22 protein-coding genes and 1 riboswitch are annotated in these 24,868 nt (G+C 62.5%); of the genes, 9 read left to right on the top strand and 13 right to left on the bottom strand.

The annotated features are described in order from the left end of the window. Window positions 1-30 precede the first annotated feature (30 nt). Complete coding sequence (gene trhA, locus ACQZ2L_RS00645) at window positions 31-648, top strand: PAQR family membrane homeostasis protein TrhA (protein WP_430324319.1); 618 nt, start codon at window positions 31-33, stop codon at window positions 646-648. 7 nt (window positions 649-655) lie between these two features. On the opposite strand, the gene ACQZ2L_RS00640 is transcribed toward trhA, so the two are convergent. From ACQZ2L_RS00640 to ACQZ2L_RS00630, 3 genes are all read right to left on the bottom strand, one after another. Further along, window positions 656-1,375 (bottom strand): 16S rRNA (uracil(1498)-N(3))-methyltransferase, encoded by a 720-nt coding sequence (locus ACQZ2L_RS00640; protein WP_430324318.1) that lies wholly within the window; start codon window positions 1,373-1,375, stop codon window positions 656-658. 82 nt (window positions 1,376-1,457) lie between these two features. Next, a complete protein-coding gene (locus ACQZ2L_RS00635) occupies window positions 1,458-2,864 on the bottom strand; it encodes an adenosylmethionine--8-amino-7-oxononanoate transaminase (RefSeq protein ID WP_430324317.1) in 1,407 nt (468 codons plus the stop codon). Between the two features lie 81 nt (window positions 2,865-2,945). After that, a complete protein-coding gene (locus ACQZ2L_RS00630) occupies window positions 2,946-3,437 on the bottom strand; it encodes a hypothetical protein (RefSeq protein ID WP_430324316.1) in 492 nt (163 codons plus the stop codon). A 201-nt stretch (window positions 3,438-3,638) separates the two neighbouring features. Here ACQZ2L_RS00630 and ACQZ2L_RS00625 point away from each other — a divergent pair, with 201 nt between their 5' ends. From ACQZ2L_RS00625 to ACQZ2L_RS00615, 3 genes are all read left to right on the top strand, one after another. Beyond that, entirely contained in the window at window positions 3,639-5,555 is a 1,917-nt protein-coding gene (locus ACQZ2L_RS00625; RefSeq protein ID WP_430324315.1) for a flavin monoamine oxidase family protein, read from the top strand. Between the two features lie 204 nt (window positions 5,556-5,759). Continuing rightward, a complete protein-coding gene (locus ACQZ2L_RS00620) occupies window positions 5,760-6,311 on the top strand; it encodes a cytochrome b (protein WP_430324314.1) in 552 nt (183 codons plus the stop codon). Window positions 6,312-6,342: 31 nt separating this feature from the next. Further along, window positions 6,343-6,921, top strand: a complete 579-nt coding sequence (locus ACQZ2L_RS00615; RefSeq protein WP_101315752.1) for a YceI family protein — start codon at window positions 6,343-6,345, stop codon at window positions 6,919-6,921. Window positions 6,922-6,981: 60 nt separating this feature from the next. On the opposite strand, the gene ACQZ2L_RS00610 is transcribed toward ACQZ2L_RS00615, so the two are convergent. From ACQZ2L_RS00610 to ahcY, 4 genes are all read right to left on the bottom strand, one after another. Beyond that, a complete protein-coding gene (locus tag ACQZ2L_RS00610) occupies window positions 6,982-8,904 on the bottom strand; it encodes a DEAD/DEAH box helicase (protein WP_430324313.1) in 1,923 nt (640 codons plus the stop codon). Between the two features lie 220 nt (window positions 8,905-9,124). Further along, window positions 9,125-9,910: a substrate-binding periplasmic protein gene (locus ACQZ2L_RS00605; protein WP_430324312.1), complete on the bottom strand. Its 786-nt coding sequence runs from the start codon at window positions 9,908-9,910 to the stop codon at window positions 9,125-9,127. Window positions 9,911-10,137: 227 nt separating this feature from the next. Continuing rightward, complete coding sequence (gene metF, locus ACQZ2L_RS00600) at window positions 10,138-10,983, bottom strand: methylenetetrahydrofolate reductase [NAD(P)H] (protein ID WP_430324311.1); 846 nt, start codon at window positions 10,981-10,983, stop codon at window positions 10,138-10,140. 147 nt (window positions 10,984-11,130) lie between these two features. After that, a complete protein-coding gene (gene ahcY / locus ACQZ2L_RS00595) occupies window positions 11,131-12,540 on the bottom strand; it encodes an adenosylhomocysteinase (RefSeq protein WP_430324310.1) in 1,410 nt (469 codons plus the stop codon). A gap of 21 nt (window positions 12,541-12,561) precedes the next feature. Continuing rightward, window positions 12,562-12,658, bottom strand: a riboswitch (S-adenosyl-L-homocysteine riboswitch). 179 nt (window positions 12,659-12,837) lie between these two features. Between ahcY and ACQZ2L_RS00590 the strand changes: the two genes are divergently transcribed. Beyond that, window positions 12,838-13,239: an acyl-CoA thioesterase gene (locus tag ACQZ2L_RS00590; RefSeq protein WP_016489524.1), complete on the top strand. Its 402-nt coding sequence runs from the start codon at window positions 12,838-12,840 to the stop codon at window positions 13,237-13,239. Window positions 13,240-13,356: 117 nt separating this feature from the next. On the opposite strand, the gene ACQZ2L_RS00585 is transcribed toward ACQZ2L_RS00590, so the two are convergent. Further along, on the bottom strand, window positions 13,357-14,592 hold the full coding sequence (locus ACQZ2L_RS00585; protein WP_430324308.1) for a cation:proton antiporter: 1,236 nt from the start codon (window positions 14,590-14,592) through the stop codon (window positions 13,357-13,359). 208 nt (window positions 14,593-14,800) lie between these two features. On the opposite strand from ACQZ2L_RS00585, the gene ACQZ2L_RS00580 reads away from it, so the two are divergent. Further along, window positions 14,801-15,634 carry an EamA family transporter gene (locus ACQZ2L_RS00580; RefSeq protein ID WP_430324307.1) on the top strand — a complete coding sequence of 278 codons (834 nt, stop codon included), beginning with the start codon at window positions 14,801-14,803 and terminating at the stop codon, window positions 15,632-15,634. A 31-nt stretch (window positions 15,635-15,665) separates the two neighbouring features. Continuing rightward, window positions 15,666-16,052, top strand: a complete 387-nt coding sequence (locus ACQZ2L_RS00575; protein ID WP_430324306.1) for an MAPEG family protein — start codon at window positions 15,666-15,668, stop codon at window positions 16,050-16,052. A 219-nt stretch (window positions 16,053-16,271) separates the two neighbouring features. Here ACQZ2L_RS00575 and mltA read toward each other — a convergent pair whose 3' ends face one another. Further along, entirely contained in the window at window positions 16,272-17,423 is a 1,152-nt protein-coding gene (gene mltA / locus ACQZ2L_RS00570; RefSeq protein WP_430324305.1) for a murein transglycosylase A, read from the bottom strand. A 115-nt stretch (window positions 17,424-17,538) separates the two neighbouring features. Between mltA and ACQZ2L_RS00565 the strand changes: the two genes are divergently transcribed. After that, complete coding sequence (locus ACQZ2L_RS00565; RefSeq protein ID WP_430324304.1) at window positions 17,539-17,985, top strand: c-type cytochrome; 447 nt, start codon at window positions 17,539-17,541, stop codon at window positions 17,983-17,985. 21 nt (window positions 17,986-18,006) lie between these two features. Here the strand turns inward: ACQZ2L_RS00565 and ACQZ2L_RS00560 are convergent, their stop codons facing one another. The 4 genes from ACQZ2L_RS00560 to ACQZ2L_RS00545 form a co-directional block, all read right to left on the bottom strand. Beyond that, window positions 18,007-18,399, bottom strand: coding sequence for a DUF1090 domain-containing protein (locus tag ACQZ2L_RS00560; RefSeq protein ID WP_430324303.1), 393 nt, complete (start codon window positions 18,397-18,399; stop codon window positions 18,007-18,009). 60 nt (window positions 18,400-18,459) lie between these two features. Continuing rightward, a complete protein-coding gene (ligB, locus tag ACQZ2L_RS00555) occupies window positions 18,460-20,133 on the bottom strand; it encodes an NAD-dependent DNA ligase LigB (RefSeq protein WP_430324302.1) in 1,674 nt (557 codons plus the stop codon). A 145-nt stretch (window positions 20,134-20,278) separates the two neighbouring features. Further along, a complete protein-coding gene (gene metK / locus ACQZ2L_RS00550) occupies window positions 20,279-21,469 on the bottom strand; it encodes a methionine adenosyltransferase (protein ID WP_103435795.1) in 1,191 nt (396 codons plus the stop codon). A 12-nt stretch (window positions 21,470-21,481) separates the two neighbouring features. Further along, entirely contained in the window at window positions 21,482-22,483 is a 1,002-nt protein-coding gene (locus ACQZ2L_RS00545) for a metalloregulator ArsR/SmtB family transcription factor (protein WP_314876860.1), read from the bottom strand. Window positions 22,484-22,722: 239 nt separating this feature from the next. Between ACQZ2L_RS00545 and tkt the strand changes: the two genes are divergently transcribed. After that, window positions 22,723-24,720: a transketolase gene (gene tkt, locus ACQZ2L_RS00540; protein ID WP_430324301.1), complete on the top strand. Its 1,998-nt coding sequence runs from the start codon at window positions 22,723-22,725 to the stop codon at window positions 24,718-24,720. The last annotated feature ends 148 nt before the right edge of the window (window positions 24,721-24,868 follow it).

Below are 24,868 nucleotides of genomic sequence, written 5' to 3'. Positions count from 1 at the left end.
CCCGGAACTAGCGAGGAGGTCTTTGACTGCATGTATTACGGTGAACGCTTCAATGCCTGGACGCACCTGGTCGGTGCCATTCTGGCTTTCATCGGAGCCAGCTGGCTGATCATCACCGCCGGCCTGCAAGGCGACCCCTGGAAGATCATCAGCTTCTCGATCTATGGCGGCACCCTGGTGCTGCTGTACAGCACCTCGACCCTGTACCACAGCACCCGCGGCCAGGCCAAAGTGATCATGCGCAAGCTCGATCACCTGTCGATCTACCTGTTGATTGCCGGCAGCTACACCCCGTTCTGCCTGATCAGCTTGCGCGGCCCGTGGGGTTGGAGCCTGTTCGGGGTGGTCTGGGGGTTGGCGGTGATCGGCATGTTGCAGGAGATCAAGCCGCGCTCGGAAGCGCGGATTCTGTCGATCATCATCTATGCGGTGATGGGCTGGATCGTGCTGGTAGCGGTCAAGCCGTTGCTGCAGACCTTGGGCACTGCCGGCTTTGCCTGGCTGGCAGCCGGTGGTGCGTGCTACACCATCGGCATCATCTTCTTCGCCTATGACAGCCGTTTTCGCCACTGGCACGGCATCTGGCACCTGTTCGTGATTGCCGGCAGCCTGCTGCACTTCATCGCCATCAGCTTCTACGTGCGCTGAGCAGCGGTTAAAAATCGCCCCACAGCTGCTGCGCCACCGCGAGTGCCACCACCGGCGCGGTTTCGGTACGCAGCACGCGTGGGCCGAGGCGCGCGGCATGGTAGCCGGCGGCCTTGGCCTGCTCGACTTCGGCGTCGGTCAAACCGCCTTCCGGGCCGATCAGAAACGCCAGCCGCTCAGGCCGCTGGTGGCTGGTCAGCGGCTCGGCGACCGGGTGCAGGACCAGCTTCAGGTCAGCCTCGGTTGCCTTCAGCCACTCGGCCAGGCTCAATGGCGGATTGATCTGCGGCAGGGTCGAGCGGCCGCATTGTTCGCAGGCGCTGATCGCCACCTGGCGCCAGTGCGCCAGACGCTTGTCGGCGCGTTCGTCCTTGAGCCGCACTTCGCAACGTTCGCTGACGATCGGGGTGATCTGGTTGACGCCCAGCTCGGTGGCTTTCTGGATGGCCCAGTCCATCCGCTCGCCGCGCGACAGGCCTTGGCCGAGGTGCACCTGCAGGCTTGAGTCGGCTTGGCCGGGCAGAGCCTGGTCGAGGTTGACGCGCACGCTCTTTTTGCCCACTTCAAGCAGTTGGCCGAGGTACTCCTGGCCACTGCCATCGAACAGTTGCACGGCATCGCCAGCGGCCATGCGCAGCACGCGGCCGATGTAATGGGCCTGGGCTTCGGGGAGGTCGTGTTCGCCGATGGACAGGGGGGCGTCGATAAAGAAGCGGGACAGTCTCATGGTTCTGCTCTGGAATTAGGGAAGACATATACAACTGGGCGACGGGACACCCCGCCGCCCAGGTCTGTTGCAAGGGCTGTGCTCAGCCCGGATCGCGGAAGTCAGGGTGGAAGTTCTGCGGCACGGCCACGCTGATGCTGTCGCGGGTGGCGATATCGATACCCTCGCTGGCCACCTCGGCAAGGAAGTCGATCTGCTCGGGGGTGATCACATACGGCGGCAGGAAATACACCACGCTGCCCAGCGGGCGCAGCAGGGCGCCGCGGGTCAGGGCATGTTCGAATACCTTGAGGCCGCGCCGTTGCTGCCACGGGTAAGCGGTTTTACTGGCTTTGTCCTCGACCATTTCGATGGCCAGGGCCATGCCGGTCTGGCGCACTTCGGCCACATGCGGGTGATCGACCAGGTGCGCGGTGGCGCTGGCCATGCGTGCCGAGAGGGCCTTGTTAGCCTCGATCACGTTGTCCTGCTCGAAGATATCCAGGGTCGCCAGCGCTGCGGCGCAGGCCAGCGGGTTGCCGGTGTAGCTGTGCGAATGAAGGAACGCGCGCAGGGTCGGGTAGTCGTCGTAGAAGGCCTGATAGACATCATCGGTGGTCAGGCAGGCCGCCAGCGGCAGGTAGCCGCCGGTGAGGGCCTTGGACAGGCACAGGAAGTCCGGACGGATGCCGGCCTGCTCGCAGGCGAACATCGTCCCGGTACGGCCAAAGCCCACGGCAATCTCGTCGTGGATCAGGTGTACGCCATAACGGTCACAGGCTTCGCGCAGCAGCTTGAGGTACACCGGGTGGTACATGCGCATGCCGCCGGCGCCCTGGATCAGCGGCTCGACGATGACTGCCGCGACAGTGGCGTGATGCTCGGCGAGGGTCTGCTCCATGGCCAGGAACATCGTCCGCGAGTGCTCCTCCCAGCTGATCCCTTCAGGGCGCAGGTAGCAGTCCGGGCTGGGCACCTTGATGGTGTCGAGCAGCAGCGTCTTGTAGGTTTCGGTGAACAGCGGAACATCGCCCACCGACATCGCCGCGATGGTTTCACCGTGGTAGCTGTTGGTCAGGGTGACGAAGCGCTTCTTGGCGCTCTGGCCCTTGTTCAGCCAGTAATGGAAGCTCATCTTCAGCGCGACTTCGATGCACGACGAGCCGTTGTCGGCGTAGAACACCCGGTCCAGCCCGGCCGGGGTCATGGCCACCAGGCGCTCGGACAGCTCGATCACCGGCTGATGGCTGAAACCGGCCAGGATCACGTGTTCGAGCTGGTCGACCTGATCCTTGATGCGCTGGTTGATGCGCGGATTGGCATGGCCGAACACGTTGACCCACCAGGAACTGACGGCGTCCAGGTAGCGCTTGCCTTCGAAGTCCTCAAGCCACACGCCGTCGCCGCGCTTGATCGGGATCAGCGGCAGCTTTTCGTGGTCTTTCATCTGGGTGCAGGGGTGCCACAGGACCTTGAGGTCACGTTGCATCCACTGATCATTGAGGCCCATCGGCACTTCTCCTGGCGGCACGGCTTGGTTTGACCGCACAAGCCTAAGCAAAGGTGCCGGCCACCACAACCGTGATCAGGCTCAATGGCGCACAGCGGGCTGCCAGCTCAGGGCCGGGATGTGCACGGTGCCGGCCTGGGTGGTGGAGATGGTCAGGGTGCGAAATGGCCCCAGCAGCAACTGGCGGGTAGGCGAACTGGCGTAGTGACCAGGTACGATTTCGGTGCCGGCCACACCGGACAAGGTCAGCCAGTACAGCGGTGGCGGGCCCAGCAATTCGGGGTCGAGGCCGAGGTATTCGCATTCGATCAGGTCGTCTTCATCCAGCTCGAGGCGGTCGCTGACGACGTAGAACTCCATCACCAGGCTGTCGACTTCCTTGCCGAAGTCGATCTTCAGGTCGTTGTTCTGGCCAATCACCAGTTCTGTACCGGGATTGCCGTTGAGCGCTGTTGCCAGGCCTGCATAAGAGGTACAGCTTGAGCTGATGCTCAGGCCATAGTTGCCCTGCCAGATGGCATGCGGGATGAAGTTGCGCGGCTGCAGGCGGGCAAAGTATTGGTGCTGTTGCATGGCTGATGGTTCCGCTGCGGTCGACGCCGCCACTGTCCGACGAAAGCGGCAGCGCTGGCTACTGACAAAAATGCCAGTTGCGTGAGCGACTTGGTGTCGCCCTGCTGGCAGGGTGCCCACGGGTGACGTATTCTTAGCGCAATTTTCTCGGGGGCTTCTTCCCCGCTTTCATCGACCTGTTTTCAACCGGAGTTTGCCGACATGGCTGCTGCTTGGGTGCGCCTGTGCGCGTTGGTATTGATCGGATTTTCCAGCACCTCGGCGCTGGCGCAGGACAAGACACCCACGGCAATCGTCGTCGGTGGGGGCCTGGCCGGCCTGACGGCTGCCTACGAGCTGCAGAACAAAGGCTGGCAGGTCACGCTGCTGGAAGCCAAGGCGGGCATGGGCGGGCGCTCTGGCCTGGCCACCAGCGAATGGATCGGCAACGGCAAAGCCCAGCCGGTCCTCAACCAGTACCTGGATCGCTTCAAGCTCGATACCCTGCCGGCCCCTGAGTTCGTGCGCACGCCGGGCTACCTGATCGATGGCGAATACTTCAGCGCAGCTGACCTGGCCGTCAAGCAGCCGGCGACCGCTGAAGCGCTCAAGCGCTATGAGAAGACCCTCGACGATCTGGCCCGCTCGATCGACGACCCGCTCAACCCGCAGGCCAACAGCACGCTGTTCGCCCTCGACCAGATCAACGTCTCCAATTGGCTCGACCGCTTGCAACTGCCTGCCACCGCGCGGCAATTGATCAACCAGCAGATTCGTAGCCGCTATGACGAGCCTTCGCGCCTGTCGCTGCTCTATTTCGCCCAGCAGACCCGCGTCTATCGTGGCGTCAGCGACCGTGACCTGCGTGCTGCGCGTCTGCCGGGCGGTAGCCCGGTGCTGGCTCAGGCCTTTGTCAAACAACTGAAAACCATCAAGACCAACGCGCCGGTGACTGCGATCGTTCAGGACAAGGACGGCGTTACCGTCAAGGTCGGCGCTGTCGGCTATCGCGCCGATTACCTGGTGATGGCGGTGCCGCTGCGTGCCCTGGCCAAGATCCAGATGACCCCGGGCCTGGACAACCAGCATGTGGCTGCGATGAAAAGCACCAACTATGGCTGGCGCGACCAGATATTGCTCAAGTTCAAACAGCCTGTGTGGGAAAGCCGGGCGCGGATGTCGGGTGAGATCTTCAGCAACACCGGCCTGGGCATGCTCTGGATCGAGCCGGCGCTCAAAGGTGGTGCCAATGTGGTGATCAACCTGTCGGGCGACAACGCCCGCCTGTTGCAGGCTTTTGGCGACAAGCAGATGGCCGACCAGGTGCTGATTCGCCTGCATGCGTTCTATCCGAAGGCCCGCGGTGCATTCACTGGCTATGAAGTGAAGCGCTATAGCGCCGATCCTGGTACTGGTGGTGCCTACCTGGCCTATGGCCCGGGGCAGATCAGCAAATATTGGCGCCTGTGGGAGCGCCCTCTGCAGCGCATCAGCTTTGCCGGTGAACATACCGACGCGCTGTACCCGGGCACTCTGGAAGGCGCCCTGCGCAGCGGCCAGCGTGCTGCCGGCCAGGTGCAGGACCTGCTGGCAGGCAAGTCGTTTGATCCGGTCAAGGCCGTGCCTGTGGCGGCAGCTGCTGCAACCGGCGCTGCGGCGGCCAAGGGCGGCTTCTTCTCCAATTTGTTTGGTGGCGGCGACAAGGCGGCGAAGGGCGGCTTCTTCTCCAATCTGTTTGGTGGCGGCGACAAGGCGGCCAAGGCTGACAAAGCGCCAGCCAAGGACGAGCCGGCCAAGGGCAAGGACGCCGAGCCAGCCAAGCCTGGCTTCTTCTCGCGCCTGTTCGGTGGCGCTGAAGAGCCTGCAGCCAAGCCAGCACCGGTTGCCAAGGCTGCGGAAGTTGCACCGGTAGCGCCTGCGCCAGCGCCAGTGGTTGCACCGATACCGGAGCCTGCGGCCAAGCCTGCACCGGCCAAGCCTGCGGCAAGCAAGGCCGCACCCGCCAAGCATGCGCCTGCACACAAGCCAGCTGCCAAATCCGAAGCGGCGAAGAAGGCTGCAAGCAAGCCTGCGCCGGCGAAGAAAGCCAGCACCAAGGCCGAGCCGGTGAAGAAGCCGGCGGCCAGCAGCCAAGGCTGATTGATCCAACACTCCCCAAGGGCCGCATCGCGGCCCTTTCTCATTGTGCGGGCGCACCGCGCTGGTCTAGGGTTAATGTTTCCTTAATAACTGGTCGAGAGAATAAGCATCGATTAATTCGATCTACCAAAGCAGTTTTTTCCGCTTTTATTCGATACGTTTCGCGCTAGTCTGTACGCAGCTTCAAGGGAGAGCGCCGCCAACATGCAAGTACGCAATTCATCAACTCGCTACGGCCTGGTCAGCATGGTCATGCACTGGGGTGTAGCGCTGGCAGTCTTCGGGCTGTTTGCCCTGGGCCTGTGGATGGTCGGCCTCGACTACTACGACCCGTGGCGCAAGGCCGGTCCGGACCTGCACAAAAGTATCGGCCTGGTGTTGCTGGCGGTAATGCTGCTACGGGTGCTGTGGCGCTTCATCAGCCCGCCGCCGGCAGTGCTGGCCAGCCATGACCGCTTCACCCGAGTTGCAGCCAAAGTGGGCCACCTGGCTTTATATGCAGGCCTGTTTGCGGTAATGATCGCCGGGTACCTGATCTCTACCGCCGATGGCGCGGGGATCTCGGTGTTTGGCCTGTTCGAGGTGCCGGCATTGCTCAGCAACCTGCCCGACCAGGCTGACACCGCTGGCGTGATCCATTTTTACCTGGCCTGGGGGCTGGTGATATTCGCCGTCCTGCATGGCCTGGCAGCACTGAAACACCACTTTATCGACCGTGACGCGACCCTGATTCGTATGCTGGGCCGCAAAGCTTGACCCTCAACCTCAATTGCAAGGAATCGAAAGGATGTTGAAAAAGACTTTTGCCGCTCTGGCGCTCGGTACCGCTCTGTTCGCCGCTGGTCAGGCCATGGCCGCAGACTACAAGATCGACAAGGAAGGCCAGCACGCGTTCGTTGACTGGAAGATCAGCCACTTGGGCTACAGCTTCATCCACGGTACTTTCAAAGACTTCGACGGTAGTTTTACCTGGGATTCGGCCAAGCCTGAAGCCAGCAAGATCAACGTCGACCTGAAGACCGCCAGCCTGTGGTCGAACCACGCTGAGCGTGACAAGCACATCGCGAGCAAGGACTTCCTGGACGTCAGCAAGTATCCAGAGGCCAAGTTCGTCTCCACCGCAGTCAAATCGACCGGTGACAAGACCGCTGATGTGACCGGCGACCTGACCCTGCACGGTGTGACCAAGCCGGTAACCTTCAAGGCTACCTTCAACGGTGAAGGCAAGGATCCATGGGGCGGCGAGCGCGCTGGCTTCAACGCCACCACCACCCTGAATCTGAACGACTTCGGCATCAAGGGCCCAGGCCCAACCTCGCAGACACTGGATCTGGATATCAGTGTTGAAGGCGTGAAGCAGAAGTAATCAGCCGCACATGAAAAAGCCGCCCATCAGGGCGGCTTTTTCATGTCTGCAAAACCGTAATCAGCGATTACGGGTCAGCAGGGCCGGGCGCTCGCCACGCGGGCGGCTCGGCAAGTCTTCCAGCTGCTCAGGCGTTGGGTAACGCTCGAGCTTGGATTCCTTGCGGATGATTACCGGCTGGCTTTGCGATTCACGCGGGTTGCGTACTGCTGGCTCTTGACGAGCGCTGTCGTCACGGGCTGGGCGGTTACGGCCCGGGTTGCCGTCGCGACGGCCACCACCAGCGTTGCTGCCGTTGTTGCTGCGTGGACGCTTGTCGCCAGCACCCTGACGCGGCTGGCCGCTGCCGCCGTTGTTGCTGCGGCCTTTGGCTGGCGCACCAGCACCGGCACCGCGAGTGCCGCTGCCTTGGGTTTGGCCGGCACCAGCTGCAGCGCCTGGGCGACGGTTGCGGCCCTGGTTCTTGCCATTCTGGTATGGGCTGACGTAGTCGGCCTTGTTACCGAAGTTATCCACGTCGTCGTCGAGGAACGCTTCCGGGTCACGGTTGCCGTTGCCATTACCGTTGGCTGGCGCCGATGCTTCGCGGCGCTCGCCCTGTGGCTGGCGCGGCTTGTTCTCGCGTGGCTTGCGCGGCTGCTGCTGGCGCTCACCGGCAGGCTTGTCGGCCGGCTTTTCAGCGGTGCTGCTCTGCTTGGCGCGGCCTTTGTCCTTGCCCTTGTCCTTGCGTCCGCCGTTGCTGTCTTTGCTGGCGTCGCCGCGCGGCTGGTTACGACCACCGCGGCCGTTGGCCTGCGGGCGCTCACGGACTTCAGGCTTTTCGACTTCGACAGTGCTGGCGTCAAAGCCCATCAGGTCGCCGTCCTGAATTTTCTGGCGAGTGACACGCTCGATGCTCTTGAGCAGCTTCTCTTCGTCCGGGGCAACCAGTGAGATGGCTTCACCCGAACGACCGGCACGGCCAGTACGGCCGATGCGGTGCACGTAGTCTTCCTCGACATTCGGCAGCTCGAAGTTGACCACGTGCGGCAACTGGTCGATGTCCAGGCCACGCGCGGCAATGTCGGTAGCGACGAGGATGCGTACGTCGTTGGCCTTGAAGTCGGCCAAGGCCTTGGTGCGTGCGTTCTGGCTCTTGTTGCCGTGGATCGCAGCAGCCGGCAGGCCGTGCTTCTCAAGGTACTCGGCCAGGCGGTTGGCACCATGCTTGGTGCGGGTGAAGACCAGCACCTGTTCCCACGCGCCGAGGGTGATCAAGTGCGCCAGCAGGGCGCGCTTGTGGCTCGCCGGCAGGCGGTAGACGCGCTGTTCGATACGCTCGACCGTGGTGTTCGGCGGCGTGACTTCGATGCGCTCGGGGTTGTGCAGGAGCTTGTCGGCGAGGTCGGTGATGTCTTTGGAGAAGGTCGCCGAGAACAGCAGGTTCTGGCGCTTGGCCGGCAGCCGGGCCAGGACCTTCTTCACGTCATGGATGAAGCCCATGTCGAGCATGCGGTCGGCTTCATCGAGGACCAGGATTTCGACGCGGGACAGGTCAACCTTGCCTTGACCGGCGAGGTCGAGCAGACGGCCAGGGCAGGCCACCAGTACGTCGACGCCTTTGGCCATGGCCTGAACCTGTGGGTTCATGCCGACACCGCCGAAGATGCAGGTGCTGACCAGGCTGAGGTCGCGTGCATACACTTTGAAGCTGTCGTGCACCTGAGCCGCCAGTTCGCGGGTCGGGGTCAGTACCAGTACCCGCGGTTGACGCGGGCCGTGGCGCTGGGATTTGTCTGGGTGGCCACCCGGGAACAGACGCTCCAGGATCGGCAGGGCGAAACCGCCGGTTTTGCCAGTACCTGTCTGTGCGGCGACCATCAGGTCGCGACCTTGCAACACGGCGGGGATGGCCCGCTGTTGCACTGGGGTAGGCTCGGTGTAGCCCGCTGCTTCGATAGCGCGGACAAGTGCCTCGGAGAGACCGAGGGAAGCAAAGGACATGGGCAATCCTGTTCTGGTGGGGGCTAGGCCCTATAGGGTGATCTGCCTGGCGCGACGGGCATCTGAGGGATGCGATCGCGTCCGGTCCAGCTTGGTGTCCACTGCGCATCAGAGAAACATCGGGGCTGCGCTGTAGAGCGCGTTGACGATGATCGAGATGCCTGGATGAAGACCGAGCGTCCGGGCGTGAGCCTGGCGGGAAGGCCCGAGTATAACAGAGCTAGCGCAGTGTGCTGCGTTCCTGCTGCTCAACGGCTCCAGTAAGCCCTCCAAGGTCGTCTTCGAAGTTAGCGATCATCTGTGCGTAGGCGGGTTCTTGCTTGAATCGGCGCAGTTCGTCGGCGAACGAGCGAGCCAGTTGTTCGCGCCCGGGCTTGCGCGCCAGACCCAGATACTGACTTTGCCGATTGATCAGCAGTGGCAATTGTTCGGTTTGCTGTTGCAGCCCCATCTGCTGGCGCAGGTAGCGCCCGACGCGACTGTCGGTTACCAGCAGATCGATGCGGCCAAGCATCAGTTTGCCGAGGTTGGCTTGATGGGTCTGTGCCGGCTCTTGCTTGAACAAGGTTGACTGATTGAATGCCGCGCCATAGTCGTAGCCCGGCGAAGTGCCGATGGTCAGCCCGGCGAGGTCCTCCAGCCGCTTGACGGCGCGGTGCTGGCCGCGTCTGCCCAGCAAAACGAACTCGACTTCAGACAGTGGTTCGTCCGGGAACACCATGTACACCTTGCGCGCATCGTTCTGGAAAATCCCCAGTACGCCATCGACCTGGCCTTGCTCGACCATCGCCAGGCAGCGCTTCCACGGCATGAACTCCCAGTCGACCTGCACGCCGAGGCGCTTGAACACCTCGCTGGCCACCTCGTACTCGATGCCCTGCGGCTGGCCGTTGTGTTCGTAGATGTAGGGCGCCCAGTCATCGCTGACCACGCGCAGGCGTTCGGCCTGAGCCGAACAGCTCAGGCAGACAAGCAACAGGCAGAGTAGGCGGGGCAGAGGTGACATGCCGTGAGAGTACGCCGTCCATCGGGCGATGAACAGTGAACGGCGCTTGTACAAACGCTGATTGTTGTAAACACCTGGGTGGCGGTCACAAACACCTGTAGGAGCGGCCTTGTGTCGCGAAAGGCCCGCAAAGCGGGCCCAGATTTTCAGCTTCGCCGCCAACATCGCCGGGCCAGCTTCGCTGGCCTTTCGCGACACAAGGCCGCTCCTACACAAAGCAGACCGCGTCAGCGGGGCAGCTTTAGGTTGTTCCAGATCGCCAGGCTCGGCTCGGCCTGGTTCAGGGTATAGAAGTGCAACCCAGGTGCGCCGCCTTGCAGCAGTTGCTCGCACATCTTGCTGATCACTTCTTCGCCAAAGGCCTGAATGCTCGCGCTGTCGTCGCCATAGGCTTCAAGCTGCTTGCGGATCCAGCGCGGTAGTTCAGCGCCACAGGCGTCGGAGAAGCGCGCCAGCTTGCTGTAGTTGGTGATCGGCATGATGCCGGGCACTACCGGGATATCCACGCCCATCTTCTGCACGCGCTCGACAAAGTAGAAGTAGCTGTCGGCGTTGAAGAAGTACTGGGTAATGGCGCTGTCGGCACCGGCCTTGACCTTGCGCACGAAGTTGCTCAGGTCAGCCTCGAAGTTCTGCGCCTGTGGGTGCATCTCGGGGTAGGCGGCAACTTCCAGGTGGAAGTGATCGCCAGTCTCTTGGCGGATGAACTCGACCAGATCGCTGGCGTAGCGCAGTTCGCCCGAGGCCATGCCCATGCCCGACGGCAAATCACCGCGCAGGGCGACGATCCGCTTGATGCCTGCAGCCTGGTATTCGCTGAGCAAGCCGCGCAGGTCGGCCTTGGAATCACCGACGCAGGACAGGTGCGGCGCGGCGGCAACTTTGACTTCATGTTCCAGCTGCAGCACGGTATTGAGCGTGCGGTCCCGGGTCGAGCCGCCAGCGCCGTAGGTGCAGGAGAAAAAATCAGGATTGTAGCCAGCCAGCTGGCGAGCAACGGCCATCAGCTTTTCATGACCGGCTTCGGTCTTGGTCGGGAAAAACTCGAAACTGTAACGGCGTTCTTCGGACATCGTTCGTTCCTCATGCAGCCAACGCCAACAGCGCGCCTTCAGCTGCAATCTGCAAGTAAAAGCCAGAGCGGTGAAGGCCGGTCTGGCTTGGCGTCGTTCAATTGCATGGACTGCCCGCGGCAAGCATGCCTGCCGCGGGCCGCTCGCTTAGTAGCGGTAGGCGTCCGGCTTGAACGGGCCTTCGACGGTGACGCCGATGTACTCGGCCTGCTGCGAGGTCAGCTGGGTGACCACGCCGCCGAAGCCGCGGACCATTTCCAGGGCAACTTCTTCGTCGAGTTTCTTTGGCAGCACTTCAACGGTCAGGCGCTCGGCTTTCTTCTCGGCGGAGAGGTCAGCGAACTTCTGCTCGAACAGGAAGATCTGTGCCAGCACCTGGTTGGCGAACGAGCCGTCCATGATCCGGCTTGGGTGGCCAGTGGCGTTGCCCAGGTTGACCAGACGGCCTTCGGCCAGCAGGATCAGGTAGTCGTCGTTCTGCGGGTCGAAGTCGCCAGCGCCGGTACGGTGGATCTTGTGCACCTGCGGTTTGACCTCTTCCCATGCCCAGTTCTTGCGCATGAAAGCGGTGTCGATTTCGTTGTCGAAGTGGCCGATGTTGCACACTACCGCGCGCTTTTTCAGGGCCTTGAGCATGTTTGCATCGCAGACGTTGACGTTACCGGTGGTGGTCACGATCAGGTCGATCTTGCCCAGCAGGGCCTTGTCAATGCAGGCTTCGCTGCCATTGTTGACGCCGTCGATGAACGGCGAAACCAGCTCGAAACCGTCCATGCAGGCTTGCATGGCGCAGATCGGGTCAACTTCGGAAACCTTGACGATCATGCCTTCCTGACGCAGCGACTGGGCCGAGCCCTTGCCGACGTCGCCGTAGCCGATGACCAGCGCCTGCTTGCCCGACAGCAGGTGGTCGGTGCCGCGCTTGATGGCGTCGTTGAGGCTGTGACGGCAGCCGTACTTGTTGTCGTTCTTGCTCTTGGTGACCGAGTCGTTGACGTTGATCGCCGGGACTTTCAGCTCGCCTTTGGCCAGCATGTCGAGCAGACGGTGAACACCGGTGGTGGTCTCTTCGGTAACGCCGTGCACGCGATCCAGCACCTGCGGGTACTTGTCGTGCAGCAGCTGGGTCAGGTCGCCGCCGTCGTCGAGGATCATGTTGGCGTCCCATGGCTGGCCATCCTTGAGGATGGTCTGCTCAAGGCACCACTCGTACTCTTGCTCGGTCTCGCCTTTCCAGGCAAATACCGGGATACCGGCAGCGGCGATCGAAGCTGCGGCCTGGTCCTGAGTGGAGAAGATGTTGCAGGAAGACCAGCGCACTTCGGCACCCAGGGCAACCAGGGTTTCGATCAGCACGGCAGTCTGAATGGTCATGTGAATGCAGCCGAGGATTTTCGCACCCTTGAGCGGTTGCTCTTCGAGGTACTTGCGGCGCAGGCCCATCAGTGCCGGCATTTCCGATTCGGCGATGATGGTTTCGCGACGGCCCCAGGCGGCCAGGGAGATGTCAGCGACCTTGAAATCGGTAAAACCAGCAGGCGTGTTTACAGCGCTCATGAAGAGCCTCCATTCGTAGTGTGCGAATGGGCGCCGTTGTGCGTTGAGCGTCCACTTGAGCGGACAACGCCCCATCCGAGCCTGACAGGTCGAACCTGCTGCAGCGCCCCTCGGACAGGTGGCGGGCATGGCACCGCGGCGGGTGGCCATGTTAAACGGCGCTGATTATAGCCGGGCAGGGCGATCAGGCCCAAGGTTTTCTGTCGATTAATCGCGACGATAGTCGATGATCAATGGAGCCCCGCGGCAGGCTCTGCCATCATGACTGCACGTTAGCCAGAGCTGGTAGGAGCAATGATGAACTTCCACACCCGCAAATGGGTAAAACCTGAAGACCTCAACCCCAACGGCACTCTGTTCGGTGGCAGCCTGCTGCGCTGGATCGACGAGGAAGCGGCGATCTACGCCATCGTCCAGCTGGGCAATCAGCGGGTGGTGACCAAGTACATCTCGGAGATCAACTTCGTCAGCGCCTCGCGCCAGGGCGACATCATCGAGCTGGGTATCACTGCTACCGAGTTTGGCCGCACCTCGATCACCCTCAAGTGCGAAGTACGCAACAAGATCACCCGCAAGAGCATCCTCACCGTCGACAAGATGGTCTTCGTCAATTTGGGTGACGATGGCTTGCCGGCTGCGCATGGGCGCACCGAGATCAAGTACGTGCAGGATCAGTTTCCTGACTCTGCCGTAGAGTGAATTTTTGGGGCTGCTTTGCAGCCCAATCGCGACACAAGGCCGCTCCTACATAGGAACGCGATCCCCTGTAGGAGCGGCCTTGTGTCGCGATAGGGCCGCAAAGCGGCCCCAGCAATCTCAAGCCTGAGCGCTGACCTTGCTCACCACCCGCCCAATACTCAACCCCTGAATCAGAATCGAAGACAGCACCACGATATAAGTAATCGACAGCAGCAAATCCCGCTCCTCACCCAGCGGCAACGACAACGCCAGCGCCACCGACACGCCCCCACGCAAACCACCCCAGGTCAGCACGCGAATGGTGCCCTGCGGCACGCTGCGCCAGCGGCGCAACAGCAGGATCGCCGGCGCTACCGTGAGCAGGCGCGACATCAGCACGGCCAAGGCCAGTACCGAACCTGCTGCCAGGTGCATCCAGTTGAACGGCAGCAGCAACAGCTCCAGGCCGATCAGGGCGAACAACAAGGCATTGAGCATGTCGTCGATCAGTTCCCAGAAACCGTCCATATAGCGCCGGGTCATGTCGTTCATGGCCAGGTTGCGGCCCATGTTGCCGATGATCAGGCCGGCCACCACCATCGCGATCGGTGCCGAGACGTGCAGCTCGTAGCACATCGCCGAGCCGCCGATGACCAGCGCCAGGGTCAGCATGACCTGGACCTGGTATTGGTCGATGCTCTTGATCATGCGATAGGTCGCATAGCCGATCAGGCCGCCGAAGGCGATCCCGCCGATGGCTTCGCGGGCGAACAGCAGGGCGGTCTCGGAGATGCTTGGGGTCTCGCCCAGCTGGACGATGCCGAGCAGTACCGTGAACACCACCACCGCCGTGCCGTCGTTGAACAGCGACTCGCCAACGATGGTGGTCTTCAGCGGCTTGGAGGCGTTGGCCGTACGCAGCGCGCCGAGCACGGCGATCGGGTCGGTCGGCGAGATCAGTGCGCCGAACAGCAGGCAGTAGATCAGGCTTACATGCCACCCGAACAAGGCGAACACCCAGTGTGCGAGATAACCGATGACCACGGTGGCGATCAGTACGCCGATGGTCGCCAGCAGGCCGATCGGCCAGCGGTAGCTGCGCAGATCGCTGAGGTTGACGTGCAGGGCGCCGGCAAACAGCAGGAAGGCCAGCATCCAGTGCATCAGCAGGTCATTGAAGTCGATCTGGTTCATCAAGCCTTCAACGCGCTCTTCCAGGCCTGGAAAGCCGATCAGGCTCAGGCCCTGCAGAATCAACGAGAACAGCAGCGCCGTGACCATCACACCGATGGCCGGCGGCAGGCCGATGAAGCGATAGTTGACGTAGGTGAGGAGGGTGGTCAGGCAGATAAAAGCGGCAACAAGCTCAAGCATCCCGAATCCTGTAAAAAGTGGCTTCCAAGTCGGACCCGAGTCGTTCGGGTCAGGGGTTTGATGGTCCGGCAGGGGGCATGGGACACACTCTATGACCAGAAATGTCCAGATCGTTCAAAATGTGTACAAGCGCGCCTTGGCCCTGACGGTCGCGTAACCCGCTATATTGTGCCGACCTCTGAGTCTGAGCCCTGCAAGGAACCCTCGCGTGCTGGCAACCGTTCTCGTCCTTTTCGCAGCCCTGTTGCATGCCGTCTGGAACACCCTGGTCAAGTTCAGTGGCGAACGGCTGCTGGTGATTGCCAGCATGGATTCGGTGGCGTTGCTGTTCGCTGTGGTGGCTGTGTGGTTCGTCGATTTCCCGCCTGGCGAGATCTGGCCCTGGCTGCTGGTGTCGGCGCTGGCCCAACAGATCTACCGAGTCTTGCTGATCAAGGCCTACCGGGTGGGCGACCTGGGTCTGGTTTACCCACTGATGCGCGGTTTGTCACCGCTGGTGGTGCTGGGTCTGACTCTGGCGTTTGCTGGCGAGACCCTCAGCGGGCAGCAGATCATCGGCATCTTGCTGATCCCGTGCGGCATGGCCTGCCTGCTCTGGCAGGGCGGCGGCGGGGCGCGCTTGCCGTGGTCGATGTTGCCGGTGGTGGGCCTGATCGGCCTGTGCATCGGCTGCTACACCTGGTTCGACGGCCAGGGCGTGCGTGCGTGGGGCAAGCCCTTTGATTATCTGGTGTGGCTGACCCTGCTCAGTACCTGGCCGTTTCCGCTGCTGGCCGGCGTCGCCCGGCGTGCACCGTTCGTGCAGTTCTGGCGTAATCAATGGCGGCTGGGCCTGGCGGTCGGTGTTTGCGTACTGGCGAGCTACGCTCTGGTGCTGTGGGCGATGCACCTGGGGTCGGTGGCCGAGGCGGCGGCGTTGCGCGAGATCAGCGTGATTCTGGTGGTGCTGCTGGGCATGCGCTACCTCAAAGAACCTTTCGGCGGGCCGAGGCTCTTAGCTTGCGGGCTGGTGCTGGCAGGCATGCTGGTGATGAAGCTCTGAATCCAACTCTTTCGAACAAGGAATTCTGTCCATGACCGTTGCCCTGTGGTGCATTTTGATCGCGGCGATCCTGCCGCCGCTGTGTGCGTTGATCGCCAAACTCAGCAGCGGCCGTTTTGGCATGCAGCACAACCACGATCCGCGTGCGTTTCTGGACACGCTGTCAGGGCTGCCACGCCGCGCCCATGCGGCCCAGCAGAACAGCTATGAAGCGTTCCCGGCCTTTGCGGCGGCGGTGCTGGTGGCCGACATTGTCGGCAATGCCGAGCAGGTGACCCAGGATGTGTTGGGGGTGATGTATATCACCAGCCGGTTGCTCTACATCATCTGCTACCTGGCCGATTGGGCGATATTGCGCTCGATTGTGTGGTTTGCCGGGCTGGCGATGATCGTGGCGTTCTTCGTGGTTTCAGCATGACCGAGCGCCTTGCACCGTCGCTGTAGGAGCGGCCTTGTGTCGCGAAAGGGGTGCGCAGCAGCCCCGGGATCTCAGCTTCGCAACCGAAATTGCCGGGGCCGCTACGCGACCCTTTCGCGACACAAGGCCGCTCCTACATCGACCGCGTAGCGCAGCGGACACCGCAATCGCCTCACCCATCCGCCAAGGTTTGACGCGATCCCCGTAGAGGCGGTTGGGTCAGGGGACTTTGGGTAGCTCAGGCAATGGCTGGCCTTTGGGCCAGAGCATCCAGATCTGCCCTGGCTGCTTCATGTTGCCGGCCAACTCGCCGGCTTGCGGCCCGGTACCCCAGAACAGGTCGGCACGTACTTCGCCGGTGATCGCCCCGCCGGTATCCTGCGCGCCGACCGGGCGCACCACGGGTGAACCATCCGGGCGGGTGGTCGACAGCCATAGCAGGCTGCCCAGCGGGATCACCTTGCGGTCGATGGCGACGCTGTAGCCTGCGGTCAGCGGCACATTCAACGAACCGCGCGGGCCTTCGTTGCTGTCCGGCCGGGTGCTGAAGAACACATAGCTAGGGTTGCTAGCCAGCAGCTCCGGCACCCGCTGCGGGTTGGCCTGGGCCCAGGCGTGAATAGCGCCCATGCTGACGTCTTCTTTCTTCAACTGGCCTTGTTCGATCAGCCAGCGGCCGATCGGCCGATACGGATGACCGTTCTGATCGGCATAACCCAGGCGCAACTGGCGCCCGTCTTCCAGCTGAACCCGGCCAGAACCCTGAATCTGCAGAAATTGCAGATCCATCGGGTCGGTCAGCCAGGCCTGCACTGGTGCGTCGACGCCATCACGGTAGATGGTTTCCGAGGTGTCGTAGGGCTTGAGAACGCGGCCTTCCAGGCGCCCGCGCAGGCGTTTACCCTTGAGCTCGGGATAAATACTCGCCAGGTCGACCACGATCATGTCCGGCGGCACGCCGTACACCGGCACCTGGGCAGCTGCGGTGCGTGTCAGGCTGCCCGGGTAGACCGGCTCGTAATAACCTGTGATCAGCCCGGTAGCGTTGTTCTCGGCTGAGCGCAGGCCATACACCTGCAGGTTTTGCTGGAGAAACGCGCGGGCCTGGGCGGCATCGTCAGGAATGCGCAGCGCCGCTTCGCAGGTCGCAGCCCAGACTGCATCGCGCTTGAGCTTCTCGCAGCCGACGCGCCAGGCCTGGAAGCCGGCCAGCAAGTCGGCGTCGCTGACGCTTGGCAGGTCTTTCCAGGTGGCAGGCGCATAGGTGGCAATGGCGTGCGGTTCAGGCTTGGTGCTGTCGCCACCGTTGCAGCCGGTCAGCAGGGCCAGGGCTGGCAGCGCCCAGGCGAGCTGGCGCAGAGCAGATTTCATGGTTGAATCCTTGAGCGGGCGGCGGCGTGGCTGCCCCTGTTTTCTGTAAGGGTATTGGTCTTTGTCGAGCAGGCGAGGATACTGTCGGCCCTCTTCCGATGCCAATGTGACCGTGATGTTCAAATGTTTCACCGTGCTGCTGGTAGCTAGCCTGGCCCTGCTGGGCTGCGACCGTGTCGATCCTAACTCACCGCTCGGGCAGCGCAAGGCGATCTTCAAGCAGATGCTCAATACCAGCGAAGACCTTGGCGGCATGCTGCGCGGACGCTTGCCGTTCGATGGCGACAAGTTCGCTGCTGGCGCAATCAAGCTCGATGGCCTGGCCCACGCGCCGTGGGAGCACTTCCCGCAGGTTCAGGATGGCGGCGACAGCAGTGCGCGGGCCGAGGTCTGGCAGCGTCAGGCGCGCTTCGAGGAGCTGGCTCGGCAACTGGAAGGCGTGACTAGCGAACTGGTCACCGCGAGCAGCAGCAAACCGCTGAACGCAGCGCAGTTGCAAGCACCTATGGACAAGGTCGAAGCGGCCTGCAAGGCCTGCCACACCGAGTTTCGTAACCACTAGGTTGCGGTGACGCCGGAGTGATTACTTCTCCAGATCGTCGAGCGCTTCCTGCAGCTCCTTTTTCGATTCGGCAAGCTTGTCTTTACGCTTGTTGATCTTCTCGGAGTCGCCACGCTTCATGGCCTTGTCCAGATCCTTGGTGCGCTTGTTCACCTCGTGACGCGCATCCAGCACCTTCTGCTCGCGCTCTTTGCGCAGGCTGTTGTCGGTGCAGTTGGCAGTCACTTCGCTCAGGGCTTTTTCCAGGCCAGCCTGCTGGTCGCTGTTGCCGTGGGCGCGTGCCTGCTCGATCTGTTCGCTGATCGCTTGCTTCTTGGCGGCGCAACCTTTGAGCTCGGTCTGCTCGGCAGCCAGCGCGCCGTGGGCAGTGAGGGCAAGCAAGGCGGACAGGGCGAGGGTAGAGAACAGTTTCATCGGGGACTCCATTCGGGTGCAGGGCAGCGAAAAGGGAAATGCTGCCCTGATCCGGCGAAATTAGAAACCCTTGATTGTGTGATGGCGTAACTGCCCGGCCAGTATCTGCACTGCGTTGTCACTGAAAAATGCCTGCAACTGCTCGGCACGGCCGTTGCCGATTCCGGGTTCCTGCAGCCATTCTCGTACGGTTTTGCTTGCCAAGGTCTGCCAGTCAGGGCCTGGCTCAAGGCGGCGCGGCGCAGGCATACCCAGGCCGTGTAGCCAGCGCTGGAAGGGCTGCTGTCGGGCTTGGGTGAACACCTCGAGCAGCTGTTCGGCGCGGGTTTCAGCGATGCCTGCAACACCCAGCAACTGCTCCCGGTCCAGGTTCAGCCAATCGTCCAGCGTGCTGACCAGGCCGCTGTCGACCAACTGAGTCCAGGTTGCCGCACCCATCCCTGGCATGTTCAGGCCTTGCTTGCCGCCCAGCCAGTGCAGGCGGGCGACAAACTGCTGGCGACAGGCGGGGCTGTCCTGCCAGCAGCTGAGTGCATGGTAGCGGCCCGGTTCCGGCGCCTGTACCGGCGCGCGCTGGCTGCTGCGGTGCACCACCGACTCCAGCCGCGGAATGGTCAAGCCGGCCAGGCTTATTGCCACCTGATCGCCTGCACGGATGTCCAGCGCCTGCCAGCGTGCCAGTGAACCCAGGCTGACCTGGCTGACCTGACGATCATCCAGCTGCAGCGGTTGTAGCTGGACCAGAGGAGTGATGCGCCCGGTGCGGCCAACCTTGAACTGCACCTCGCGCACTTCGGCCAGTGCCTGGCGCAGCGCATACTTCCAGGCTGCAATCCAGTACGGCGCATTGGCCTGCCAACGCTCTGCGGCGGGGCGCTGGTCCTGGCGCAGGATCACCCCGTCAGTGGCGAATGGCAGGGCTGATCGATACCAGTGCTGGCGCCAGTGTGCGGCCTGCTCGAAGGTGTCGACGGCGACGCTGTACTGCTGGCTGTCGCTGAAACCCAGTTCGGCCAGGCCCCTGAGCCGTTCTGCCTGGGTTGCAGGGCCCTCGGGCCAATCCCAGACGAACAGGCCGATATCCGCGCCCAATTGCGCGCTGAGCTGCTTGCGCGCCATCAGGCCGGCGACACTCCCGCGTGCGCCGCGTCCACCGGCGGTTGCCTGCACGTGGTTGTCCAGGCGCAGGTACAGCTCACCCTGCAGCGCCAGGTCGAGGGCGCTTGGCAGTTCGTGCTGGATGCCCGAGAGGTACGGCAGGTGCCGGCTCCAGTCATGCCCATGGACGCCGTCACCGCGGCTCAGCAACTGCACCAACCGACCTTGTCGGTAAACCAGCGAGACCGCCACACCATCGACCTTGGGCTGAATCCACACGGCCTGTTTACCGCGCAGCCATTGTGCGGCGGCCTGCTCATCACGCAGCTTGGCGACGCCGGTATGCACCGTCGGGTGCGCCAGCGGGCCGCGCGCGCTGGCCAGCGGGTCGTCACTGGCATTGATGGCGAAGCACTGTTGCAGGTCCAGCAGGCGCTGCCGGCTTTGGTCGTAGAGTTCATCGTCGACCAGCGCGACACCTTGGCGATGGTAGTGGTCGTCCCACCTTGCCAGTGACTGGCGCAACTGCTCGACCTCTTGTTGCGCCCGCTCGCCAGGCCAGGCGGGGCAAGCGGCGGCCTGAGCAGCCGAGAGGTACAGCAGCGGCAGCAAACACAGCAGTAGTTTCAGCATCATGGCCAGCGTCCTTGCCAGGCGATTCGGAGTCCTCAGCCTAGGCGCGCAAACGGATCAACGCCGGGCCAGTTTGTCAGGCGATATGTCACAAAAAAGCCCCTGCCGATCACTCGGCAGGGGCTTTCGTCTGTGGCCGTAAGAAGACTTACAGGCCAGCAGCGTCCTTCAGCGACTGGGCGCGGTCGGTGCGTTCCCAGGTGAAGGTGGTGAAGGTGTCGTCACCCACAGTCTTCTGCTCAGGGGTACGGCCGAAGTGACCGTAGGCTGCAGTTTCCTGATACATCGGGTGCAGCAGGTCGAGCATGGTGGTGATTGCGTAAGGACGCAGGTCGAAGCACTCACGCACCAGCTGGACGATCTTGGCGTCGGAGATCTTGCCGGTACCAAAGGTATTCAGCGAGATCGAGGTCGGCTGAGCGACACCGATGGCGTAGGAAACCTGAATCTCGCAACGCTCGGCCAGGCCGGCAGCCACGATGTTCTTCGCTACGTAACGACCGGCGTAGGCCGCCGAACGGTCAACCTTGGATGGGTCCTTGCCGGAGAATGCGCCGCCGCCGTGACGGGCCATGCCGCCGTAGGAGTCGACGATGATCTTGCGCCCGGTCAGGCCGCAGTCGCCCACTGGGCCGCCAATGATGAACTGGCCAGTCGGGTTGATGTGGAACTGGGTGTCCTTGTGCAGCAGTTCGGCAGGCAGAGTGTGCTTGACGATCAGCTCCATGACGGCTTCTTTGAGGTCTTTTTGCGAGACTTCAGGGTTGTGCTGGGTCGACAGCACGACTGCGTCGATACCGACAACCTTGCCGCCTTCGTAACGGCAGGTGACCTGCGACTTGGCATCCGGGCGCAGCCACGGCAGCAGGCCGGACTTGCGCGCTTCGGCCTGGCGCTCGACCAGGCGGTGCGAGAAGCAGATCGGTGCTGGCATCAGCACGTCGGTTTCGTTGCTGGCGTAGCCGAACATCAGACCCTGGTCGCCGGCGCCTTGATCTTCAGGCTTGGAGCGGTCAACGCCCTGGGCGATATCGACCGACTGCTTGCCGATGATGTTCATCACCGCGCAGGTCGCGCCATCGAAGCCGACGTCGGAGCTGTTGTAGCCGATGTCGACGATGACGTCGCGCACGATCTGCTCGAGGTCGACCCAGGCCGAGGTGGTGACTTCGCCGGCAATAATGGCAACACCGGTCTTGACCAGGGTTTCGCAGGCCACACGGGCGAACTTGTCCTGGGTGATGATGGCGTCCAGGACCGCGTCCGAAATCTGGTCGGCGATCTTGTCCGGATGTCCTTCAGACACGGACTCGGAGGTGAAAAGGGAGTATTCGCTCATCTCGACGGGTTCCTAAAATTTACCGATGGTGATGTCGCCAGCCGTCCGCTGAAAATGGCGGACCTGGATCTGGAAACCGTTACGCAAGCCCACATACAGGCTGTCTCCGAGAGCCAGCCCTGCTGCCCGGGCCCAACGGGCCAGGTCATCCTGCTCAAAGCCCAGCCAGAGATCGCCGCAGGCCTCGCGGGCCCAATGCTGATCATGGCTGCACAGTTCGGTGACCAGCAGGCTGCCGCCTGCCTTTACCCGTTTGGCCAGCAGGCGCAGGGCCTGGGCCGGATCGCTGAAATGGTGCAAGACCATGTTCAGCACTACGCAGTCGGCTGTCACATCCGTTGCACCCAATGCATCGGCCAACTGCAGATTTACATTACTCAAGCTTTCCCGTTCACAGACCTGGCGCGCCAGTTCGAGCATGGTCGGGCTGTTGTCCATCGCTGTGACGCTGGCAAAGCGCCGGGCCAGATCGGGCAGAAAACCGCCGTCACCCGGGCCGACTTCAAGGGCACTGGCGTGCGCGCCGAAGCTGAGTTTGTCGAGCAGTGCCAGCAGGCTCTCGCGGTACTGCGGCAAACCGGCGATCAAGTCCTGCTGGGCACGAAACTTTTCTTCCACGCGCAGGAAGAAGTCCTGGCTGGTAGCGGCCCGGCGCTGTTGCACCTGGGCAATGCGCGCCTGCACTGCGGCCGGCAACGCCAGGTCGTCGACCTCTTCAAGCAGTGCTGTATGCAGCCGGCCACCGGGGCGCAGGCTGTCGGGCAGGGCGCGCCGGTAAAAGATGGCGTTGCCTTCGCGGCGCGTGGCTACCAGTTCGGCCTGGGCCAGCACCTTGAGGTGATGACTCATGCCGGACTGGCCGACGTCGAAGATCTGCGCCAGCTCGAGCACGCCGAATGAGTCACTGGCCAGCGCGCGCAATACATGCAGGCGCAGCTCGTCGCCGCTGGCTTTGCATAAAGCTGCCAGGTCGTCGCTGCGTTGCAGGGCCAAAGGTTGCGCGGGAAGATTCATAGCGCGGCAGTCTAGACAGGCAAGGTTGCCCTCGCAAGGGCAATATCAAAAAGTTTTGATATTGGACGATGGATGGCCCGCGTGCGTCCGAACCACCCTCTATTCTCGCGAATCGCTCATCAATCACAGGAAAAACACCCAACTGCGACCATCCGTCATTGCCCCGGAGCCGACTGTGGGGGAAAATGGTCGTCTTTTTTGCGCTTCATTACTTATTCAAGCCCCCAGGAGACTTAGCGATGCCCAGCCGTCGTGATCGTGCCAACGCCATTCGTGCCCTCAGCATGGATGCCGTGCAAAAGGCCAACAGCGGCCATCCCGGTGCCCCAATGGGCATGGCGGATATCGCCGAAGTGCTTTGGCGCGACTACCTGAAGCACAACCCGAGCAACCCGAGCTTCGCCGACCGTGACCGCTTCGTGCTGTCCAACGGCCACGGCTCGATGCTGATTTATTCGCTGCTGCACCTGACCGGCTATGACCTGTCGATCGACGACCTCAAAGGCTTCCGTCAGCTGCACAGCCGCACCCCGGGCCACCCGGAGTTCGGCTACACCCCAGGTGTCGAGACCACCACTGGCCCACTCGGCCAGGGCCTGGCCAACGCAGTCGGCTTCGCCCTCGCCGAAAAAGTCATGGCGGCGCAGTTCAACCGTGACAGCCACAACATCGTCGACCACAACACCTACGTGTTCCTCGGCGATGGCTGCCTGATGGAAGGCATCTCCCATGAAGTCGCCTCGCTGGCCGGCACTCTGGGCCTGAACAAGCTGGTCGCGTTCTACGACGACAACGGCATTTCCATCGATGGCGAAGTCCACGGCTGGTTCACCGACAACACTCCTGCACGCTTCGAAGCCTACAACTGGCAGGTGATCCGCAACGTCGACGGCCACGATGCCGAAGAGATCAAGATGGCCATCGAGACGGCGCGCAAGAGCGATCGTCCGACCCTGATCTGCTGCAAGACCATCATCGGTTTCGGTTCGCCGAACAAGCAGGGCAAGGAAGACTGCCACGGCGCACCGCTGGGCAACGACGAAATCGCCCTGGCCCGCAAAGAGCTGAACTGGAACTACGGCCCGTTCGAAATCCCGGCCGACATCTATGCCGAGTGGGACGCCAAAGCCGCCGGTGCCAAGGCCGAAGCCGAGTGGAACCAGCGCTTTGACGCTTACGCCGCTGCTCACCCAGAGCTGGCTGCGGAGTTCAAGCGTCGTATGGCCGGTGACTTGCCTGCCGACTTCTCGACCAAGGCTCAGGCCTACGTCAACGAAGTTGCTGCCAAGGGTGAAACCATCGCCAGCCGCAAGGCCAGCCAGAACGCCCTGAACGCCTTCGGCCCGCTGCTGCCCGAGTTCCTCGGCGGTTCGGCTGACCTGGCCGGCTCCAACCTGACCTTGTGGAAAGGCTGCAAAGGCGTCGACGCCGTTGATGCCAGCGGCAACTACGTGTTCTACGGCGTGCGCGAATTCGGCATGACCGCGATCATGAACGGCGTCGCCCTGCACGGCGGCCTGGTGCCTTACGGCGCGACCTTCCTGATGTTCATGGAATACGCCCGCAATGCAGTGCGCATGTCGGCCCTGATGAAGCAGCGCGTGATCCACGTCTACACCCACGACTCGATCGGCCTGGGCGAAGACGGCCCGACTCACCAGCCAATCGAGCAGCTGACCAGCCTGCGCAGCACGCCGAACCTGGACACCTGGCGCCCGGCCGATGCGGTCGAGTCGGCGGTATCCTGGAAGCACGCACTGCAGCGCAAGGACGGCCCTTCGGCGCTGATCTTCTCGCGTCAGAACCTGCAGCATCAGCAGCGCGATGCGCAGCAGATCGCCGACATCGAGCGCGGCGGTTATGTGCTCAAGGACTGCGCTGGCGAGCCTGAGCTGATCCTCATCGCTACCGGTTCCGAAGTCGGTCTGGCTGTACAGGCCTTCGACCAACTGACCGAGCAAGGCCGCAAGGTCCGTGTCGTCTCGATGCCGTGCACCAGCGTGTTCGATGCTCAGGACGCCAGCTACAAGCAGGCTGTGTTGCCGCTTGAAGTCGGCGCACGGATCGCCATCGAGGCTGCCCATGCCGACTTCTGGTACAAGTACGTCGGCCTCGAAGGTCGCGTCATCGGCATGACCACTTACGGCGAGTCGGCTCCGGCCTCGGCGCTGTTCGAAGAATTCGGCTTTACCCTGGAGAACATCCTCGGTACTGCTGAAGAGCTGCTGGAAGACTGATATAAAACAGGGTGGGCAGTGATGCCCGCCATGTCGTGACAAGGGGAGGGCTTTGCCCTCCATCGCGACACAAGGCCGCTCCTACAGGTACTTCGCCGTCGATAAGGCAGCGCGGTGCCTGTAGGAGCGGCCTTGTGTCGCGATTGGG

Source organism: Pseudomonas shirazensis, assembly GCF_050496565.1.
Lineage (GTDB): Bacteria > Pseudomonadota > Gammaproteobacteria > Pseudomonadales > Pseudomonadaceae > Aquipseudomonas > Aquipseudomonas shirazensis_A.
Note: the sequence above shows the minus strand (reverse complement) of the source record. Positions and strands in the feature narration are given on the sequence as shown.

Bases quoted from the DNA above. Each gene is read 5' to 3' on its own strand.
- trhA (WP_430324319.1), top strand. From the start codon at position 31: ATGTATTACGGTGAACGCTTCAATGCCTGGACGCACCTGGTCGGTGCC.
- ACQZ2L_RS00640 (WP_430324318.1), bottom strand. From the start codon at position 1,375: ATGAGACTGTCCCGCTTCTTTATCGACGCCCCCCTGTCCATCGGCGAA.
- ACQZ2L_RS00635 (WP_430324317.1), bottom strand. From the start codon at position 2,864: ATGGGCCTCAATGATCAGTGGATGCAACGTGACCTCAAGGTCCTGTGG.
- ACQZ2L_RS00630 (WP_430324316.1), bottom strand. From the start codon at position 3,437: ATGCAACAGCACCAATACTTTGCCCGCCTGCAGCCGCGCAACTTCATC.
- ACQZ2L_RS00625 (WP_430324315.1), top strand. From the start codon at position 3,639: ATGGCTGCTGCTTGGGTGCGCCTGTGCGCGTTGGTATTGATCGGATTT.
- ACQZ2L_RS00620 (WP_430324314.1), top strand. From the start codon at position 5,760: ATGCAAGTACGCAATTCATCAACTCGCTACGGCCTGGTCAGCATGGTC.
- ACQZ2L_RS00615 (WP_101315752.1), top strand. From the start codon at position 6,343: ATGTTGAAAAAGACTTTTGCCGCTCTGGCGCTCGGTACCGCTCTGTTC.
- ACQZ2L_RS00610 (WP_430324313.1), bottom strand. From the start codon at position 8,904: ATGTCCTTTGCTTCCCTCGGTCTCTCCGAGGCACTTGTCCGCGCTATC.
- ACQZ2L_RS00605 (WP_430324312.1), bottom strand. From the start codon at position 9,910: ATGTCACCTCTGCCCCGCCTACTCTGCCTGTTGCTTGTCTGCCTGAGC.
- metF (WP_430324311.1), bottom strand. From the start codon at position 10,983: ATGTCCGAAGAACGCCGTTACAGTTTCGAGTTTTTCCCGACCAAGACC.
- ahcY (WP_430324310.1), bottom strand. From the start codon at position 12,540: ATGAGCGCTGTAAACACGCCTGCTGGTTTTACCGATTTCAAGGTCGCT.
- ACQZ2L_RS00590 (WP_016489524.1), top strand. From the start codon at position 12,838: ATGAACTTCCACACCCGCAAATGGGTAAAACCTGAAGACCTCAACCCC.
- ACQZ2L_RS00585 (WP_430324308.1), bottom strand. From the start codon at position 14,592: ATGCTTGAGCTTGTTGCCGCTTTTATCTGCCTGACCACCCTCCTCACC.
- ACQZ2L_RS00575 (WP_430324306.1), top strand. From the start codon at position 15,666: ATGACCGTTGCCCTGTGGTGCATTTTGATCGCGGCGATCCTGCCGCCG.
- mltA (WP_430324305.1), bottom strand. From the start codon at position 17,423: ATGAAATCTGCTCTGCGCCAGCTCGCCTGGGCGCTGCCAGCCCTGGCC.
- ACQZ2L_RS00565 (WP_430324304.1), top strand. From the start codon at position 17,539: ATGTTCAAATGTTTCACCGTGCTGCTGGTAGCTAGCCTGGCCCTGCTG.
- ACQZ2L_RS00560 (WP_430324303.1), bottom strand. From the start codon at position 18,399: ATGAAACTGTTCTCTACCCTCGCCCTGTCCGCCTTGCTTGCCCTCACT.
- ligB (WP_430324302.1), bottom strand. From the start codon at position 20,133: ATGATGCTGAAACTACTGCTGTGTTTGCTGCCGCTGCTGTACCTCTCG.
- metK (WP_103435795.1), bottom strand. From the start codon at position 21,469: ATGAGCGAATACTCCCTTTTCACCTCCGAGTCCGTGTCTGAAGGACAT.
- ACQZ2L_RS00545 (WP_314876860.1), bottom strand. From the start codon at position 22,483: ATGAATCTTCCCGCGCAACCTTTGGCCCTGCAACGCAGCGACGACCTG.
- tkt (WP_430324301.1), top strand. From the start codon at position 22,723: ATGCCCAGCCGTCGTGATCGTGCCAACGCCATTCGTGCCCTCAGCATG.